The sequence below is a fragment of the Microcoleus asticus IPMA8 genome (genome assembly GCF_013179805.1).
Lineage (GTDB): Bacteria > Cyanobacteriota > Cyanobacteriia > Cyanobacteriales > Microcoleaceae > Microcoleus > Microcoleus asticus.
In genome coordinates this window covers 1-16,303 of the sequence record NZ_SRRZ01000004.1, presented here as the reverse complement: position 1 = coordinate 16,303, position 16,303 = coordinate 1, and the positions used below count along the sequence as shown (strand labels likewise).

Sequence of the window (16,303 nt, the reverse complement as noted above, 5' to 3'; positions counted from 1 at the left end):
TCGTCTGCAACTAACACAACCTATGAAACGCCTGCTGACTTTCCTAATTTTGTTTGTGATGAGTGCAACGGTGGCTTTCGGCTGTAGCCCCACAGGTGGCAACCAGCAGCAAGTGCTCAGCATTTACAATTATGCAAGTTATATCGCCCCAGAAGCGATCGCCCAATTCGAGAAAGAGAACAATGTTAAAATTCAATACGACACTTTCGAGAACAGCGACGCACTCTATGCCAAACTCAAACAGGGAAACCCCGGTTACGACTTAATATTTCCAGCCGATTACATGGTGAAAATCATGATCGCAGAAAATATAATTGAGCCGCTAAATTTAAACAGTATTTCCAACCAAAAAAACCTAGAACCTAAATTTATCAATCAAGCTTTTGACCCGGGGAATAAATATTCCCTGCCCTACCAGTGGGGAACGATGGGAATTGGCTACAACGTGAAAACCACCAAGAACGATATCAACAGTTGGGCGGCGATGTTCGACCCGAAATATACCGGAAAAGTCGCGTGGCAAGACGATGCCAGATACACATTTGCAGGAGTTTTAATGTATTTAGGATTTGATCCAAATACAACCAATCCCGAAGAGATTAACAAAGCCCGCGATTTGCTGATTAAAAGTAAAAATGTCATTGCCGCTTTTGTCCCCGACAACGGTCAAAATCTGCTCGATCAAGGAGAAGTAAATCTGACGATGGAATGGAGCGGCGATATTTTTCAGGTGATGACAGAAAATCCCAATCTCCGCTACGCTATTCCCAAAGAAGGAACAATTATCTTTTCTGACAACATGGCAATTCCCAAAGGTGCTCCCCAAAAAGAGTTAGCCGAGAAATTTATTAACTTTATTTTGCAGCCAGAAGTAGGGGCCCAAATTTCCAATTTTACCCACTTCGGCTCGCCCAACAAAGCAGCCATCGATCGAGGTTTAATCGACCCGAACGATTTGAAAAATCCTCAAATTTACCCGCCGGCTGAGGTGTTTGGCAAAATGAAATTATTGCAGGATGTCGGCAAAGCAACTGCATTGTACGATCGAGCTTGGACGGAAGTTAAAGCAGGGGCCGGAAAGTAAGCTATTCCACATTTAACTCTTGTGGGGCGTTGCTCAAAACCCACCCCACAAGAGTTAAATGATTTATTGAGAAGCAATTTAAATGCTGATTAGCTGAGATAGAATTCGGAGGGTGCGTCTGCTGCACAGCGTAATTTTCTAGATAAACTATAGGCTAATCCCTGAAGCACCCTAGCAGGATAGATAATAATGCACGCCGTCGAAGTTTTAGACGTTTCCAAAGTATTTAAAAGTGTCCGCAGTCAAGATTTCTTAGCTGTAGATAACATCAACCTGCAAATTTACGATCGAGAATTCTTTTCTTTACTCGGCCCTTCCGGCTGCGGCAAAACTACAACTTTGCGAATGATCGCGGGTTTTGAAATTCCCACAGCGGGCGAAATTTACATTCACGGTCAACCGATGCAAAATCGCCCGCCATTTCACCGCCCAGTAAATACGGTATTTCAAAATTATGCTTTATTTCCGCACATGACAGTAGCACAAAATGCCGCTTTTGGGTTGGAAATGGAGAATTTGCCTCAGAAAACAATTCGCGATCGCGTTGCTGAAGCCTTAGCATTAGTACAGTTAACCGATGTAGAAAAACGCTATCCCCGCCAACTGTCAGGGGGACAGCAGCAGCGAGTAGCGCTAGCAAGAGCATTAGTCAAACAGCCGTCTGTTTTGCTGTTGGATGAACCCCTAGGAGCGCTGGATTTAAAATTGCGCAAAGAGATGCAATTAGAATTAAAAAAAATGCAGCGAAAATTGGGAATTACGTTTATTTATGTAACTCACGACCAAGAAGAAGCGCTAACAATGTCGGACAGAATTGCAGTGATGGATGGAGGAAAGCTGCAACAAGTCGGGACGCCTGTTGATATTTATGAATATCCTAAAACGCGGTTTGTTGCTGATTTTATTGGCGATAGCAATTTTTTAAGCGGGCAAGTAGTAGAAAAGCAAAACGGTCAAATAATCGTGTTGGTTGACCAGCAGTTGCCCGTGTTAGTTGCGACAGCAGAAGATATGCCCGTTGGGAAAGTTGTCACCCTGGTGTTGCGACCAGAAAAAGCTGCTATTTTCCCGGCTAATTGTGATGTTGAAAATAGCTGGCCGGGAATAGTAGAAGAGGCTATTTATATTGGCACTGACACGCGCTATACGGTGCGGTTGACTGCTAAAAGTTCGATCGCCCTTCGCCGACAAAACTTGCACAGAGATGACTTGCAGCGACACCAAGTCGGCGACAGCGTTCGAGTTGCCGTGCCGCCGGAAAGTATCTGTATTTTATAGCAGCAGGAAGAAGGCAGACGCGACACGGATTTTCACACGAATGCACGTATTATAGCGGCACTCAGGAGTCATGAGTATAGCACTTACACATCAATACCAAAGAAAACGGATTTTTCAGTAGGTAAACCGATCTATTTCTACTGCTCCAAGTGCTTTTAGGGTTGATTTTTGAGCATCAGTTAGACCCGTAACACCTATAATATTCATACCTTCGTAAAGCCTGGGCGATCGCATTTTTTTTACACATTCTCCTGTCTCCATTTCCCACAGCTTAATAGTTCCATCGGCACTGCCACTGGCTATGGTTTTACCATCGAGAGAAATTGCGATCGCCCATATCTGAGACGAATCATTCTGTAACATTTTAACACATTCCCCGGAGCACACATCCCACAACCGGATCGTTTTATCGTGACTGCCACTGACCAAAATTCGCCCATCTGGACTAAACCGGACGCACCATACCAAAGCCTTGTGTCCCTCGAAGGTTTTCAGACATTCTCCCGACTCAATATCCCACAGTTTTATCGTTTTGTCGTCACTGCTGGTTGCTAAAATCTTTCCATCCGGACTGAAAGCAACCGAAAACAGCAAACTGGTATGACCTGAAAGGGTTTTGAAACATTCCCCAGAGCAAACATCCCACAATCTCACCAGCCTATCATCGCTGCCACTGGCTAAAATTGTGCCATCTGGACTGAAAGCAATTGACCAAGCACGACAACAATCTGACAAAATTTGGTAACATTCACCAGTCCGAACATTCCATAATCGGAGATTGTGAAAATTATCGCTACTTGCTAATGTGCGACCATCTGGACTGAAACTAACAGAAAATACAAAGTTGTTGGCAATGCTTTTACCTTGCTGCATTACCCGCAGCAATTGACCCGTAGCGACATCCCACAAACGGATAATGCCACGACTACTGCTGCTAGCAAGCACTTGACCATCTGGACTGAAGGCAACACACCAAACCCAATTTGTATGTCCTGGCAGTGTTTTGCTGCATTTACCAGATTGCACGTCCCATAATTTGAGCGTTGTGTCATCGCTACCGCTGGCTAAAAACTGCCCATCTGGACTAAAAACAAGCGATTTAATCCCAGCGCTGTAGCCATACAAAGTTCTCAATGATTCTCCTGTTTGCGTATTCCAGAGGGTAACGGTGCAATCTAAGCTACCACTTGCCAGAGTATGACCTTGCGGGTGAAATGCGATCGACCATATCCAACCGCAGTGTTTCTGCATAACTTGGCAACACCGTCCAGTCGCAACATCCCAGAGTCGCACTGTGCAATCATAGCTGGCACTGGCGATCGCACAACCATCTGGACTAAATGCGACTCCCACGACAGGATCGGTATGTGCCCGCAGAATCTTTAAACATTGTTTCGTAGAAATATCCCACAAACGAACCGTACAGTCCCAACTGCCGCTAACCAATGTTTGACCATCTGGACTAAAAGCGATCGATCGAATGATGTGTGTATGCCCTTCCAATGTGTTAATAATTTCCCCAGTTTCAAGCTGCCATAATTTGATAGTTTTGTCGTAACTACAACTCACCAAAAGCTTACCATCTGGACTAATAATTACCGTCGTTACAAAATTCGCGTGTCCCAGAAGCGTATTTAAACATTCACCAGTTGCCACATCCCACAACTTAATTGTGCAGTCCCAACTTCCAGTAGCTAAGGTTCGACCATCGGGACTAAATGCAACGGAACCTACCCATCCGGTATGCTCTGTTAATGTTTGAATACACTCACCCGTAGCCAAATCCCATAACTTGACGATGTGGTCAAAAGATGCACTTGCTAAAGTTTGATTGTTGGGACTAAAAGCGACACCAGCAATCCAACTGGTGTGTCCTTCACAGGTGAGAAAATCTCGATAATCTTGGGTGCGACAGACTCGAATTTTACTATCGAGGTTGCCAACTGCCAAAAAATTACCATCTGGGCTAAAGGCAACAGATATAGCTCCATTTGAATTACTGGTAAGGACGGATTTAGACAGATCGGAATTAGCAAAGTTAACTCCATGCAAGTTTGTACCAATGAGATAAGCTTGCCAAATGCTCAAGTTCGAGAAATCATAGCCGCTTAATTCTATTTTCTGTTGAAGTAACAGATTAATCAGATTTCCACCACCATATCCAACTGAATTAGGAAATTGCGCTCGCAGACAAAACAAAACTTGATTTAGTTGATATTCAAAATCTTTCTTAGAGCGTAATTCCCCCATTATTCGTTCAGCCAGTGGTGCTAAAATCAATCGAATTTGGCTTTCCCGAATGTAATCTTTTGCTTCTGCTTTGATTAGCGCATGGGTGACGAATAAATCGAGATTTTTCGACTTAATTTCCCGCTCAAATCCTTCGATTAACTGTTCGGTAACATACTCCATTACCACAGGTTGTAAGCTGAATTTTCCGGCATTCTTCTCGATTAGCGATCGCCTGCTCAGAGATGACAAAGCATCCAGCAGTTTAGATTGTGAGGGGATGGAAACAAAATCTGCCCGTAAGTCGGTTATAGACATCCATTCTCGATCGATTGCCAGCCAATACATCACCTGCTTTTCCAAGTCGGACAACCGCCGAAATTGTCCGTTGAGCAAAATATTGATATCTCCAAACGCGATCGCTCCATGCTCCAAAAAGTTGGTAATATTGCCATCAAATAAATCTAGAACAGTTGTCGAGACAATTTTGAGTACCAGTGGATTGCCACAATAATGTTGAGTTAAATTTATCCAATCGGTTGCTGTTTCGGAAAAACAGCTATTGGCTTGTAAAATTTCTTGCACTTCCAAGGAACTTAACCCGATTAAGGGTAAGGTTCGCACAGGTGAGGTTTCGCCTTCCAACAACATCAAAGCTGTGGGTTTTTCCCGACTTGTCAAGACAAGACAACTAGAATGGCATTCGCTTCCCACTCGTCTGAGAACTTCCTCGTAGCCCTCATAGCCTTCTCGGTATTGCCCTGCTTCGGATATTGCCCCATCCGCACCCCCTAGAATCGCATCAAAATTATCCAGGATCAAAAGACAGCGTGAGGAGCGTAAATACCCCATCAGTTGAGAGACTTGAGCCTCAAGCGATGTCGGGAGTGATATTTCTTGTTGGTTAGATAGAATTTGAATCAGCGTTGATAATACGTCCTCAAGCGGTGGTGCATTGCGCAAGGAATACCAGATGAGAAAGTCAAATTCATTTTGAAGTGCGATCGCTACTTTTGCAGCCAATGAGGTTTTGCCAATTCCACCCATTCCTACCAAGCCAACCAAACGACAGGAGTCGGTAACAATCCATTGTTGCAGTCGCACTAATTCCTGATTTCGACCGTAGAATGTGGAGACATCAACCATTTCTCCCCAGTGGCGGTGCGTTGCAATTTCTTGTTGTTGAACTTGCAGTTGCAGCGGTGGTATTTTTTCTATCTCTGTGTTCACTAATTCTACGGGTGTCTGACGCGATCGCCGTCCTATGACTGCTTGAAGATTGCTTTTAGTAACCTTTTCTCCAAGTTCAGCACTGAGTAGTTGCCATAACTTGTAACCCACATCCTTAATATAACTAGCGTCATAGCCAGCGCGATCTGCAATATCTAAATAAGATAGCCCTTCCCAAGATTCGCGAAATACAATCTCTTGGATGTTGCTGAGGGAAGTTGGGGCGATCGCTGTATCTAAAATTCTCAGCGCTTCTTCCACGGTCATAACTTTACAGCACCTCTAAATTAGTCTCCTGAGATCTTGCGGTTATTCGCGTGAGAAGGGTTAAGAGGGCCCATCACACAAGAAAAATTAACCTCTTGTGGAGTAGGCGTCTCCCCGGCTTAGTCTATGGATGCAAAATCTGAGTCTTCTTACTTTAACAAGACTTTTCTAGATTTTTCCGAAAATAGCACTCTCAACAGTTACAGCAGATTTCAGTGCAGAGATAGAGGACACCGCAGTGCCGTTTCCCTACAGCGATCGATTTCCGGGGTAAGTAACCCGGATTTAGTATTAGGCACCAATACCAAAGAAACCGGGTTTTTTATCCTTACTGCGGTTTGCAGCGAAGGATTTTCGTCCATCAACCCGGTTTGCGATCGCTCGTGCGAAAGTCGTATGACTTTTGCAGACTATTTTTTCCTGACTTTTTACGACTTTTTCTTGTCGTCGAACTGATACCGATTGTTTAACTTGGGTTTATAGCAAAACAAAGTCTTGCAATTTCAACAACAAGACTCGCTCAATTCCCAATCACCTATTTGGGTGATTGTCTTTAAACAACAGGAGAAAGTAACATGGCAACCATCACAGGTACCGAAGGAAATGACAAGCGGATCGGCACATTTGAGAATGACATAATGAGAGGCTTTGGAGGAAACGACACTCTTACAGGTGGCTTTGGTGATGACCTACTTTTGGGTGGGTCGGATAATGACCAACTGTTTGGTGAGAATGGTAATGACACACTGGATGGTAGCTCAGGCCAAGACCAACTGTTTGGTCTTGGTGGTAATGACCAACTGTTTGGTGGCTCAGGTAATGATGTACTGATTGGCATTGGACCTTTTTTTGAGAATGAATTTGACAGCCTGACCGGTGGCGGTGGGGCAGATATATTTGTCATTGGTATGGCCCAGGGCCCCTTTGGCTACAGCGGGCCTGACCATGCTATAATTCGCGATTTTTTCTCGTCAGACGGTGACAGAATTGCGGTCCAAGGTAGCGTCTCAGATTACCGATTTGTGTCTAACCAAAATGTTTCTGGTAATGCAGCAAACGATACGCAAATATTCAAAGGCAATGACCTATTTGCCATTGTTAACGACAGATTGGTGTCGAGTTCTAACTTGTTTACCAATACAGGCAATAACCTCTTCTAGGCTGGCGATCGCAAATCAATCAAAACCTTACTGATTGGATCGCAATCCTATTTGATAGGTGCATTACTCGCAGGCTAACTGGAACTTCTCCCTATGGGGGAAGTTCCGATTAAAAAGAGTCAAAAATTATCGATCGAAGATGTCGAACTACCGAGTCGGAGTTGAGAGCCTCCGCGCTTTTAGCCCGAGGGTGAAAACAAGAGAAAGACTTTTGTAGTTATGCACGTCCAACAAGTTCCCAAACTCGCAAACTTTTAAGGTGGGGGAATTTCCGGCGAGGGGGAAGGCGCGGGAATCTCCGCAGGAGTTGGTTCTGGCGACGGCGCGGGAATCTCCGCAGGAGTTGGTTCTGGCGACGGCGAGGGACTCTCATCACCGGGCGAGGGACTCTCAGCACCGGACGAGGGACTCTCAGCACCGGAGGAGGGAATATCGGCACCGGGGGAGGGAATATCCGCAGGAGTTGGGGCGGTAGTTTCCGGCGGTGGCGGCAGTTGTTCGGGATCGGGGTTCTGGTTTTGGAGGCTGCGCACCCACAAACCTAAACCCGCGAAGACTAGCATCAGCACCAACAGTCCCAACAATGGCCCCAAACGCTTGGGCTTCTGTTTTTGAACTGGTTCCGGGGCGGGGGCAGTTTCGGGGTACAGCAACTGTTTGGAGGATTCAGAAAGCTGAGATTCTGGCATCCTCCCGGTTTTCTGGAGGGATGCAGATCCTGACATCGGCAGCGACACCGAAGCTGCTGACACCGGCGCTGACACTGGCGCTGACGCCACCGCCGGATCGAACAGTACCAATCTCTCCGGCGACATCCGACAGTGAGTCGCCACCACCGAGGTGTTGTCGTAACCGTTTTTCTCGTTGGCGAGACGAATCCAAGACTGAACCGCGGCTTCCAAAGACATTTTGCCCTCAAGCACCTCTGGGCCGTAATTCTCCCAAGATTTCTCTACCCAGTCGTTGTCGCTCAAACCGTCGGAACACAGCAGCAGTAAGCCTTCCTCTTCGACAATAAATCGGTGAATCGTCGGGCGCAGGAAATCGGCGTCCCGCGTACCCAAAGCTTGAGTCAGGGCTCCTGCATCCGATCGCAGTTGAGTTTCCCAGTATAAACTGTGTCCTAGCTGTACTTCCCTTGAGGCTACGTCGTCGTCCACAGTCAGCCGCTGACAGTAATTTTTGCCAATCCAATAAGCGCGGCTGTCTCCAACATTGACTAAATAAAGTTCGTGGCTGTTATTCGAGGGCAAATCCTCGGAAATTTTCACTTTTTGAGGCAACTGGAGGGCCATCACCAAAGTCGTCCCCATCCGCTGCCGCAACTCTTTTCCCTGCTCGTTATTTTGAGCGGAAATTACATTATTCACAACTCTCACTATTTCTTCGAGTTGCTTGATGACCATTGTTGGGGTCATCAACTCTTCTTGTTGAGTGATTTCTGAGAGCAAATTTTGGATTAAAGCTTTCAGGGACTGCACGGCTAATTGACTGGCAACTTCTCCTCCTTCGTGGCCTCCAACCCCGTCGCAAACCATTGTCAAGTAAGGAATTAGTTTGTCGCCGCCTGAAGTTTTGCTAGATTGAAAATCAGCAGCAGTCGGATAGCAACTGTCTTCATTTTGGGAGCGCTGCGGCCCGGTATCGGTCATGCCGACTACTTCTAAGTGCAGAGGCAATTTAGCGGCTTGTTCTAATAGTAAATCGTTTAGTTCCAGGGCGATCGCGTCGAAATTCATGCTGCTGCGGCGCATAAACTGACAAATCTCTCCGAGTTTCGGCTGCACCTCGGGTTGCGCTGATTCCACCAAACCTGACCACACATCTCCCAAATCCCGCAGCGTCGGCACAAAATTGCCGGGGTGCAGTTCCAGCAGGCGTACCCGCCAACCTTCCACCCGCAAATTTTCCGGTACCAGCAAACTCGAAGCGACTCCCTGTTCCGACAGCGGTATCCACAGTTGGAGCATTTGCCACAGCCAGTAAACTTGGCGCGCGGCGCTTGTCCCAGACCAAGATTCTAAAATAGAAGGATACAGGCGACCGAAATTATTGATGGGTACATTTTCCAACAACAGCACCTCTGCCGCTTCCGGTGCTTCCCCCAAAGAACAAAAACCGTATACTTCAGGCGTATGCAGCCGTTGGGGATACAAATGCAGGTAAGGCATAATCGTATCCGGCAGTTGTTCCGGGACGCTCGGAGGCAAAGCTGGACGGCTGTCGAGCCATATTTGGGGTGCAATGACAAAGTATCGATCGGCTATTACCTTACCCGCCGGCACTTCCTCGGCTGCTTGCCCTACCGCCCACACATAGCGATAAATTAAATCGGTTTCGCAAGCTGCACAGTGCTGGCGGCCAAAGGTATTGCGCGGCTCGGCACAGCTAAGATTCGGGCAATAAATGGGTTCGGAGAAACTGCTGATCATATCGAAATAGTTTGTGTAAAAAGATTCTGAAGATATATGATTCGCTAGCCCAAATTCATGAGCTTGAGAATAAACTGATTTTAGCCCCTATCAATTTCTTAACTGCCTTTGGGCCCCTAGAAATTGTAGTTTCTGCCAGTCTGCACCGACTAAAATTGTAATTTAAGTTACTAAACTCTGACTTGGAGTAGGATGGAAGCCTCAACCTGTTACGGCTGCGCGACAAATCGCTCTGAGGGCCCGCAAGTGGCAAACCCTTGCACAGTCAGTTGTTGGCAATTCTTAAATTTTAAATTTCCAATCTAAGATCTAAATAGTATCACCTATTCTTTTTATGATCTGGACTCCCACGCTCCTTTGGCTGCTAGCTGGGTCTTTGCTCTGTTTGGCAGAGCTATTTCTCCCGACTGCTTTTGTCGCTTTTATGATGGGACTGAGCGCCTTCGCCGTAGCTGGATGCTCTCTAGTTCTACCTTACGTTAATTTACAAATATTTCTGTGGATGGTATTTTCGACAGTTTTTGTGCTGCTGTCCCGGCGGTTGATACCAAAAGGCAAGGCAAGGGCGATCGCAGATTCTCAGGAAGCAAAAACTTTAACAGAAATTCCCCCCGGAGAAGCCGGCCGAGTCATTTATGAGGGGAATTCTTGGCAAGCTCGCTGCGAAGACACCAAGGCCACCATTCCCCCCAACCAAAACGTAATTGTCGTGGGACGAAAAGGCACTACTCTGATAGTTTTGCCAGAACATTTATTGCATTCTTAAACAAAATGCGTAATTAATCACAGGCAATTAGTAGTTAGTCATTAGTTATTAGTCATTAGTCATTACTCCACAAACATTTAACAGTCAACAGTCAACATTTATAGGAGGCAACCGTGGAACAATTTTTTTTACTTGTATTTTTAGCACTAGGCGGGTCAGCCCTCGCAGGTTCCGTCAAGATTATCAATCAGGGAAATGAAGCGCTGGTGGAAACTTTAGGTAAATACAGCGGCAAAAAACTGGAACCAGGTTTGAATTTTGTCAAGCCGTTTCTCGATCGCGTCGTTTACGAGCAAACAATTCGGGAAAAAGTCTTAGATATTCCCCCGCAAGCTTGTATTACCCGGGATAACGTTTCTATCACAGTTGATGCTGTGGTTTACTGGCGGATTGTAGATTTGGAAAAAGCTTGTTACAAAGTAGAAAATCTCCAGTCAGCAATGGTAAATATGGTGCTGACTCAAATTCGCGCCGAAATGGGTCAACTGGATCTCGAACAAACCTTTACTGCTCGTTCTCAAATTAATGAAATATTGCTCAGAGATTTAGATATTGTTACCGATCCTTGGGGAGTAAAAGTAACGCGGGTAGAACTGCGCGATATTATCCCTTCTAAAACTGTACAGGAATCAATGGAATTGCAGATGGCAGCCGATCGGCGGAAGCGGGCGGCAATTCTGACATCCGAGGGCGAACGCGAGTCAGCAGTTAACAGCGCTAAAGGTAAAGCTGAAGCGCAAGTTCTGGATGCCGAAGCCCGCCAAAAAGCGACTATTTTGGAGGCGGAAGCTCAACAAAAGGCGATCGTTCTGAAAGCTCAAGCAGAACGCCAAAGTCAGGTTTTGAAAGCTCAAGCTACTTCGGAGGCTTTGCAAATTATCGGCAAAACTCTGCAAACTGACCCCAATGCCGGCGAAGCTTTACAATTTTTGTTAGCTCAAAACTATCTGGATATGGGTCAAAAAATTGGCACCAGCGACAGCAGCAAGGTGATGTTTATGGACCCGCGCAGCATTCCCGCTACGATGGAGGGATTGCGATCGATTGTTGGGGAAGGTAATAAGGCTGATTAGCCAGTTGGCAGTTGGCAGTTGACTGTTAACTGCTGACTGTTGTGATTACCTATTACCTCTTACCAAATTTAAGATTCTTGAGCCAAAGTACACCGATCGCACAATCCGAAAAACTCCAAAGTGTGATAATAAATCTTGAAAGAATGAGATTGTTGCAGTTGGCTTTCTAAGTGGTGAACCGGGCATTCGTCGATCGTAATTGACGCGCCGCATTCCAGACAAGTTAGGTGGTGTTGATCTTGGTGGGCGGCACCGTAGAGAGACTCGCCACTAGCGAGGGTTCTGACGTGAACGAACCCCTCTCGCTTTAAACCGTCGAGGGAGCGGTAAACGGTTGCTAAGCCCATGCTTTGGTCGCTGTTACGCAGTTCTAAGTAGATATCTTGCGCTGAGAGCGATCGATTCAGGACTTTGAGCAAGTTTAAAATACGCTCCTGACTGCGGGTGTGGTTGGTTCTCATAATTTTTTTCTCGAATCTGCTGGAATCAAATTTGTCCCTATTTCTAGGCTATCTCACTTGGGGGAGTTAAATGGCGATCGGCGCGCTGCTCGGTTGTAGAATAAAATGGCGCTAACTTTCACATCACCTACCGCAACATTCCCGTGACTCAGAAATATCTTGCCCAAATCTATGTTACCCTCCGCCCTTCGGTTTTAGACCCCGCCGGCACTGCCGTACAGTCTGGTTTGCAACACATGGGATACGACAATGTTGAGCGCGTGCGTATCGGGAAATACGTTGAATTGACGCTGACTGCTGCTGGTGAGTCGGAGGCCCGCGAACAACTCGATCGCGTTTGCGACCAACTTTTGGCGAATCCAGTTATTGAAAATTATCGCTTTGATTTGACTGAAATTCCTGTTGCTGTGGACACAGCGGCGACATAAATGCGATCGCCCCTAGGGTGTTTTTAAACCCGGAGATACCCCCTAAACCCCCTTAATAAGGGGGGGACAAGAGGGTTGTCAAAGTCTTTGTTAAAAAGCGGGGACAAGAGCATTCAAAGTCTCTGTTAAAAACGCGGGAACTCAGAATACTCAAAGTCCCCCTTTTTAAGGGATTTAGACTTTGATACAAGCGAGAGAAACATAAGATTTTAGTCTTAAGTTGACACCTCTTCCTTCTTCCTTCTTCCCTCTTCCTTCTTCCTTCTTCCTTCTTCCTTCTTCCCTCTTCCTTCTTCCTTCAGCTTATGAAATTTGGAGTTATTGTTTTTCCGGGCTCAAATTGCGATCGCGATGTGGTGTGGGTGACTCAAGGGTTACTCCACCAACCGACGCGGATGATTTGGCACGAAGATACGGATATTTCGGATATTGATGTCATTGTAATTCCCGGTGGTTTCAGTTACGGAGATTATTTGCGGTGCGGCGCGATCGCTCGTTTTTCTCCGGCGATGCGGGCTACTGCGGAACACGCGAAACAAGGAAAGCTTGTATTGGGCATCTGCAACGGTTTTCAGGTGTTGACTGAAGCTGGTTTATTGCCCGGTGCTCTGGTGCGGAATGCGGGATTGAATTTTATTTGCGATCGCGCTTCTTTGAAAGTTGTACGCGGTAATACTCGTTGGACTGCGGCTTATACTACGGGTGAAATCATCGATTTGCCGATCGCCCACGGCGAAGGAAACTATTATGCTGATGCGGATACATTAGCAGAGTTAGAAGATCACAATCAAGTGCTGTTTCGCTACTGCACAGAGGCCGGAAAAATTAGCGATGCTGGGAATCCCAACGGTTCGTTAAATAATATTGCCGGCATTTGCAATCGCCAAGGCAATGTATTAGGAATGATGCCGCATCCAGAACGGGCATCCGATCCTATGTTGGGCGAAACTGATGGGGTGAAACTGTTTCAAAGCTTGCTGATGGCAACTGTTGCTGCTGTTTTGTAGTTGATATTTATCTCTGATTTTATGAACAGGCAAGATGCCTGTTCCACAGTAGATTAAATTTGTTGTGGGGTGGGCATCTTGCCCGCTCAAAATGAACAGGCAAGATGCCTGTTCCACAATACATCAAGTTTGTTGTGGGGTGGGCATCTTGCCCGCCCCAAAAAAATACAATTTAGATGCGGGACAGCTTACCAACTTTTGAAAATAGGAATATTTATTTTATGCCACTAATGGACTTAGCTAATTTTAAAACTAGGGTTATTGGATGCAGTGCGGTGATGGCTGTCGGGCAACTTATTTCAAATGCGATCGCCAATCCGGCAACTCAAGCAGCAGCGGGTATGATGGGCGGCCCGATCGCAGTTGGGGGAGTTTCGATTTTGGCGGCGATTGCTACTGGTATAGCGGGGAATATCGCGGCTAATGACCTCGGAAATCGGATGACCGAACGGTTGAGCAAAAATCAGAAGATTCTCGACAATCACGATTTGATTAAGGCCGCGGGTGAGGCTATCGGCTATATTTTGAGAGAGGTTGCGAAGTCCGATCGCCTAATTGCGATCGCCGAAACCAAAAAATTGCCTTATCCAGAAACAGCACTCAGTCAATTAGCCGAGAAAACTCCTGAATACTGCCTGGATATTAACACGAATACAGCCGACTTGTCAAGGGGTTTAAATATTTCCGAAGACCAGTTAACCAAGATTTTTTCTGCGGATGCCGAGGAGTTCGATCGAGTTACCGGATTGACAACGGCAGATTGGGCAACTTTCGTCAACGAATTCGCGGCCAGCGAGGGGAAATCCTTCGATGCGGAAATTGTGGAATTTGTCGCGGATCAACTGTACGCAACTTTCCCGAAAGCGTACCGCGAAGTGCTGAAACTGGATGCGGCGAAGGGAGGAGAAAAGTTTGCGGCGATGCTGTTGAATCTGCACCAAATTGCTTTGGCAGAACTGAGAAATTTGGGGCTGCAAAATGGGGAAATTCTGCAAAAGTTGGAGGCCGTGGCAACTGGGCAGCAGATTTGTCAAGTGATGGGGAAATTGGAATCCATAGAAATTGGCATCCGATCCGATTTAGCGCAAGTTCAGAATTTGCTGGAACGATTTGTTGATACTTCCGCGCCCCGATTGCCGCTTCCCTACGAGTGCGAAACGATTATTGCAGACCGCACTCAAGACTTTATCGGCCGCCAATTTGTGTTTGAAGCAATTATCGAATTCTTGCAGAAAAAGCCTAAAGGATATTTTGTTTTAGAAGCAGATCCTGGTGTGGGGAAAAGTTCAATTATGGCAAAGTTAGTGCTGCTGATGAAGCGGCGCTGTGTTGTCCATTTTAACTCGCAATCTCAAGGCACTGTAAAGGCCAAGCAATTTCTGGAAAATGCCTGCACTCAGTTAATTCAAGCCTTTAAACTGGATTACCCAAAATTGCCAGAAAATGCAACTACAGATGGCAATTTTCTCAGTCGATTGTTGGGGGAAGTCAGTGCTAAACTGGGCGGAAAAAAGTTAGTTTTTGTTGTGGATGCCCTCGATGAAGTCGATATGAGCGATCATGGGCGTGGCAGCAATGTCCTCTATTTGCCAGATGCTTTGCCGGATAATGTTTATTTTATTGTCTCGAAGCGACCGGAATCTCTGCCTTTACCAAATCATCAGGTTTTTGATTTGATGCAGTACAGTGCAGAAAGTTTGGCGGATGTCAAGCTTTATATTGACAAACGCACCAGCAACAGCGCGTCAATTCAGAGTTGGATTAACCGTCAAAATTTGCAGCGAGAACAGTTTGTGGTGGCGGTGGCGGAAAAAAGCCAGAATAACTTTATGTACCTGCGCTATGTGCTGAATGATATCGATAGCGGCAAGTACAGCGATGTGACTTTGAAAGATTTGCCGAGGGAGTTGGAAGGATATTATGAGAAGCATTGGGCGCGGATGGAAATGGCGGTTAGAGATAGAGAATTGCGCCGCCGGAAGTTGAAGGTGATTTATTTGTTGACCAAAACTCGCAAGCCGGTTTCCTGCGATATTTTGGCGGATTTTGCTGAGGAAGATGCTTTAGATTTGCAGGAAGTTCTCGATGATTGGGAACAGTTTCTGCGCCGTAGCAGCGACACTCCGCCGGATTACAGTATCTATCACGCGAGTTTCCAAAGATTTCTGCATCGTAAAGATGTAGTGCAGAAAGCTGGGGTGTCGCTGCGGGATATCGAAACGGCGATTTCTGATAACTTGTGGGAGGATTTGTACGGCGATGAGTAAGTTTAAAGAACGGTTGGGGAAACTATCGCCGAAAAAGCGGCTTTATGCTTTGGAAACTCTGCCGGGGCATTTGGCGGAGAGTGTTCAAGGGGAACGGCTGCATCAGTTGTTGACGGATTTTGATTTTATTGAGGCGAAGTTGGATGCGGTGGGGGTGCAAGCGTTAATTGAGGATTATGATTTAGCGATAATTTCTGATGTTTTGCTGTCGCCGGAGCAAACTGAAACGCTGAAATTGATTCAAGGGGCAATTCGGAAGTCGGCGCACGTTTTGGAAAGGGATAAAACGCAACTAGCCGGGCATTTGTTGGGGAGGTTGCTACCTCATGAAGTGACTAGAGTTGTAGATGAATCTAAGTATTTTTGGGAGCATTTACCATTGATTGGTAGGTTGGCTCCACGTAAACCTGTCAAAAAAGTGACGGAAAAAATCTCGTCACCTGATGACATTCAAGCCATTCTCGAACAAGCAAAGCAGTCGAAAGATCGTCCTTGGCTGCGGCCTTTGAAGGCTAATTTAGAACGGGCAAATGAAGGGGCATTGCGGACACTTGTCGGTCATAGTGACTGGGTAACAGCAGTGGCGATCGCACCAGACGGAAAAACAGCGATTTCCGCTTC

The 16,303-nt window shown here is 46.2% G+C and carries 12 protein-coding genes and 1 pseudogene; 10 read left to right on the top strand and 3 right to left on the bottom strand.

The annotated features are described in order from the left end of the window. Nucleotides 1-22 precede the first annotated feature (22 nt). Nucleotides 23-1,084: an ABC transporter substrate-binding protein gene (locus tag E5S67_RS01715; protein ID WP_172184877.1), complete on the top strand. Its 1,062-nt coding sequence runs from the start codon at nucleotides 23-25 to the stop codon at nucleotides 1,082-1,084. A 189-nt stretch (nucleotides 1,085-1,273) separates the two neighbouring features. Beyond that, nucleotides 1,274-2,362, top strand: a complete 1,089-nt coding sequence (locus E5S67_RS01710) for an ABC transporter ATP-binding protein (RefSeq protein WP_172184876.1) — start codon at nucleotides 1,274-1,276, stop codon at nucleotides 2,360-2,362. Between the two features lie 114 nt (nucleotides 2,363-2,476). Here E5S67_RS01710 and E5S67_RS01705 read toward each other — a convergent pair whose 3' ends face one another. Next, nucleotides 2,477-6,088 (bottom strand): WD40 repeat domain-containing protein, encoded by a 3,612-nt coding sequence (locus tag E5S67_RS01705; protein ID WP_172184874.1) that lies wholly within the window; start codon nucleotides 6,086-6,088, stop codon nucleotides 2,477-2,479. Nucleotides 6,089-6,214: 126 nt separating this feature from the next. Between E5S67_RS01705 and E5S67_RS01700 the strand changes: the two genes are divergently transcribed. Then, nucleotides 6,215-6,544: a hypothetical protein gene (locus E5S67_RS01700; RefSeq protein WP_172184872.1), complete on the top strand. Its 330-nt coding sequence runs from the start codon at nucleotides 6,215-6,217 to the stop codon at nucleotides 6,542-6,544. Nucleotides 6,545-6,663: 119 nt separating this feature from the next. Beyond that, nucleotides 6,664-7,248, top strand: coding sequence for a calcium-binding protein (locus E5S67_RS01695; RefSeq protein WP_172184870.1), 585 nt, complete (start codon nucleotides 6,664-6,666; stop codon nucleotides 7,246-7,248). Nucleotides 7,249-7,502: 254 nt separating this feature from the next. On the opposite strand, the gene E5S67_RS33910 is transcribed toward E5S67_RS01695, so the two are convergent. Continuing rightward, nucleotides 7,503-9,680: a protein phosphatase 2C domain-containing protein gene (locus E5S67_RS33910; RefSeq protein ID WP_172184868.1), complete on the bottom strand. Its 2,178-nt coding sequence runs from the start codon at nucleotides 9,678-9,680 to the stop codon at nucleotides 7,503-7,505. 334 nt (nucleotides 9,681-10,014) lie between these two features. Here E5S67_RS33910 and E5S67_RS01685 point away from each other — a divergent pair, with 334 nt between their 5' ends. Further along, entirely contained in the window at nucleotides 10,015-10,446 is a 432-nt protein-coding gene (locus tag E5S67_RS01685) for an NfeD family protein (RefSeq protein ID WP_172184866.1), read from the top strand. 113 nt (nucleotides 10,447-10,559) lie between these two features. Beyond that, complete coding sequence (locus E5S67_RS01680; protein WP_172184864.1) at nucleotides 10,560-11,519, top strand: SPFH domain-containing protein; 960 nt, start codon at nucleotides 10,560-10,562, stop codon at nucleotides 11,517-11,519. Nucleotides 11,520-11,587: 68 nt separating this feature from the next. Here the strand turns inward: E5S67_RS01680 and E5S67_RS01675 are convergent, their stop codons facing one another. Next, nucleotides 11,588-11,980 (bottom strand): Fur family transcriptional regulator, encoded by a 393-nt coding sequence (locus E5S67_RS01675; RefSeq protein WP_172184862.1) that lies wholly within the window; start codon nucleotides 11,978-11,980, stop codon nucleotides 11,588-11,590. Nucleotides 11,981-12,123: 143 nt separating this feature from the next. Between E5S67_RS01675 and purS the strand changes: the two genes are divergently transcribed. The 4 genes and pseudogenes from purS to E5S67_RS01655 form a co-directional block, all read left to right on the top strand. Next, nucleotides 12,124-12,408, top strand: a complete 285-nt coding sequence (gene purS, locus E5S67_RS01670) for a phosphoribosylformylglycinamidine synthase subunit PurS (protein ID WP_172184860.1) — start codon at nucleotides 12,124-12,126, stop codon at nucleotides 12,406-12,408. Nucleotides 12,409-12,713: 305 nt separating this feature from the next. Beyond that, the gene (gene purQ / locus E5S67_RS01665; RefSeq protein ID WP_172184858.1) at nucleotides 12,714-13,415 is read left to right on the top strand and encodes a phosphoribosylformylglycinamidine synthase subunit PurQ; all 702 of its coding nucleotides are present in this window, start codon (nucleotides 12,714-12,716) and stop codon (nucleotides 13,413-13,415) included. Between the two features lie 221 nt (nucleotides 13,416-13,636). Beyond that, nucleotides 13,637-15,682 (top strand): P-loop domain-containing protein, encoded by a 2,046-nt coding sequence (locus E5S67_RS01660; protein ID WP_246276580.1) that lies wholly within the window; start codon nucleotides 13,637-13,639, stop codon nucleotides 15,680-15,682. Beyond that, nucleotides 15,675-16,303: pseudogene (locus E5S67_RS01655) on the top strand (hypothetical protein); the annotation flags it as partial. The gene E5S67_RS01660 and the pseudogene E5S67_RS01655, both read left to right, overlap by 8 nt.

Coding starts and splice junctions, on each gene's coding strand:
- E5S67_RS01710 (WP_172184876.1), top strand. CDS start 1,274: ATGCACGCCGTCGAAGTTTTAGACGTTTCCAAAGTATTTAAAAGTGTC.
- E5S67_RS01705 (WP_172184874.1), bottom strand. CDS start 6,088: ATGACCGTGGAAGAAGCGCTGAGAATTTTAGATACAGCGATCGCCCCA.
- E5S67_RS01695 (WP_172184870.1), top strand. CDS start 6,664: ATGGCAACCATCACAGGTACCGAAGGAAATGACAAGCGGATCGGCACA.
- E5S67_RS01715 (WP_172184877.1), top strand. CDS start 23: ATGAAACGCCTGCTGACTTTCCTAATTTTGTTTGTGATGAGTGCAACG.
- E5S67_RS33910 (WP_172184868.1), bottom strand. CDS start 9,680: ATGATCAGCAGTTTCTCCGAACCCATTTATTGCCCGAATCTTAGCTGT.
- E5S67_RS01660 (WP_246276580.1), top strand. CDS start 13,637: ATGCCACTAATGGACTTAGCTAATTTTAAAACTAGGGTTATTGGATGC.
- E5S67_RS01685 (WP_172184866.1), top strand. CDS start 10,015: ATGATCTGGACTCCCACGCTCCTTTGGCTGCTAGCTGGGTCTTTGCTC.
- E5S67_RS01675 (WP_172184862.1), bottom strand. CDS start 11,980: ATGAGAACCAACCACACCCGCAGTCAGGAGCGTATTTTAAACTTGCTC.
- E5S67_RS01700 (WP_172184872.1), top strand. CDS start 6,215: ATGGATGCAAAATCTGAGTCTTCTTACTTTAACAAGACTTTTCTAGAT.
- purQ (WP_172184858.1), top strand. CDS start 12,714: ATGAAATTTGGAGTTATTGTTTTTCCGGGCTCAAATTGCGATCGCGAT.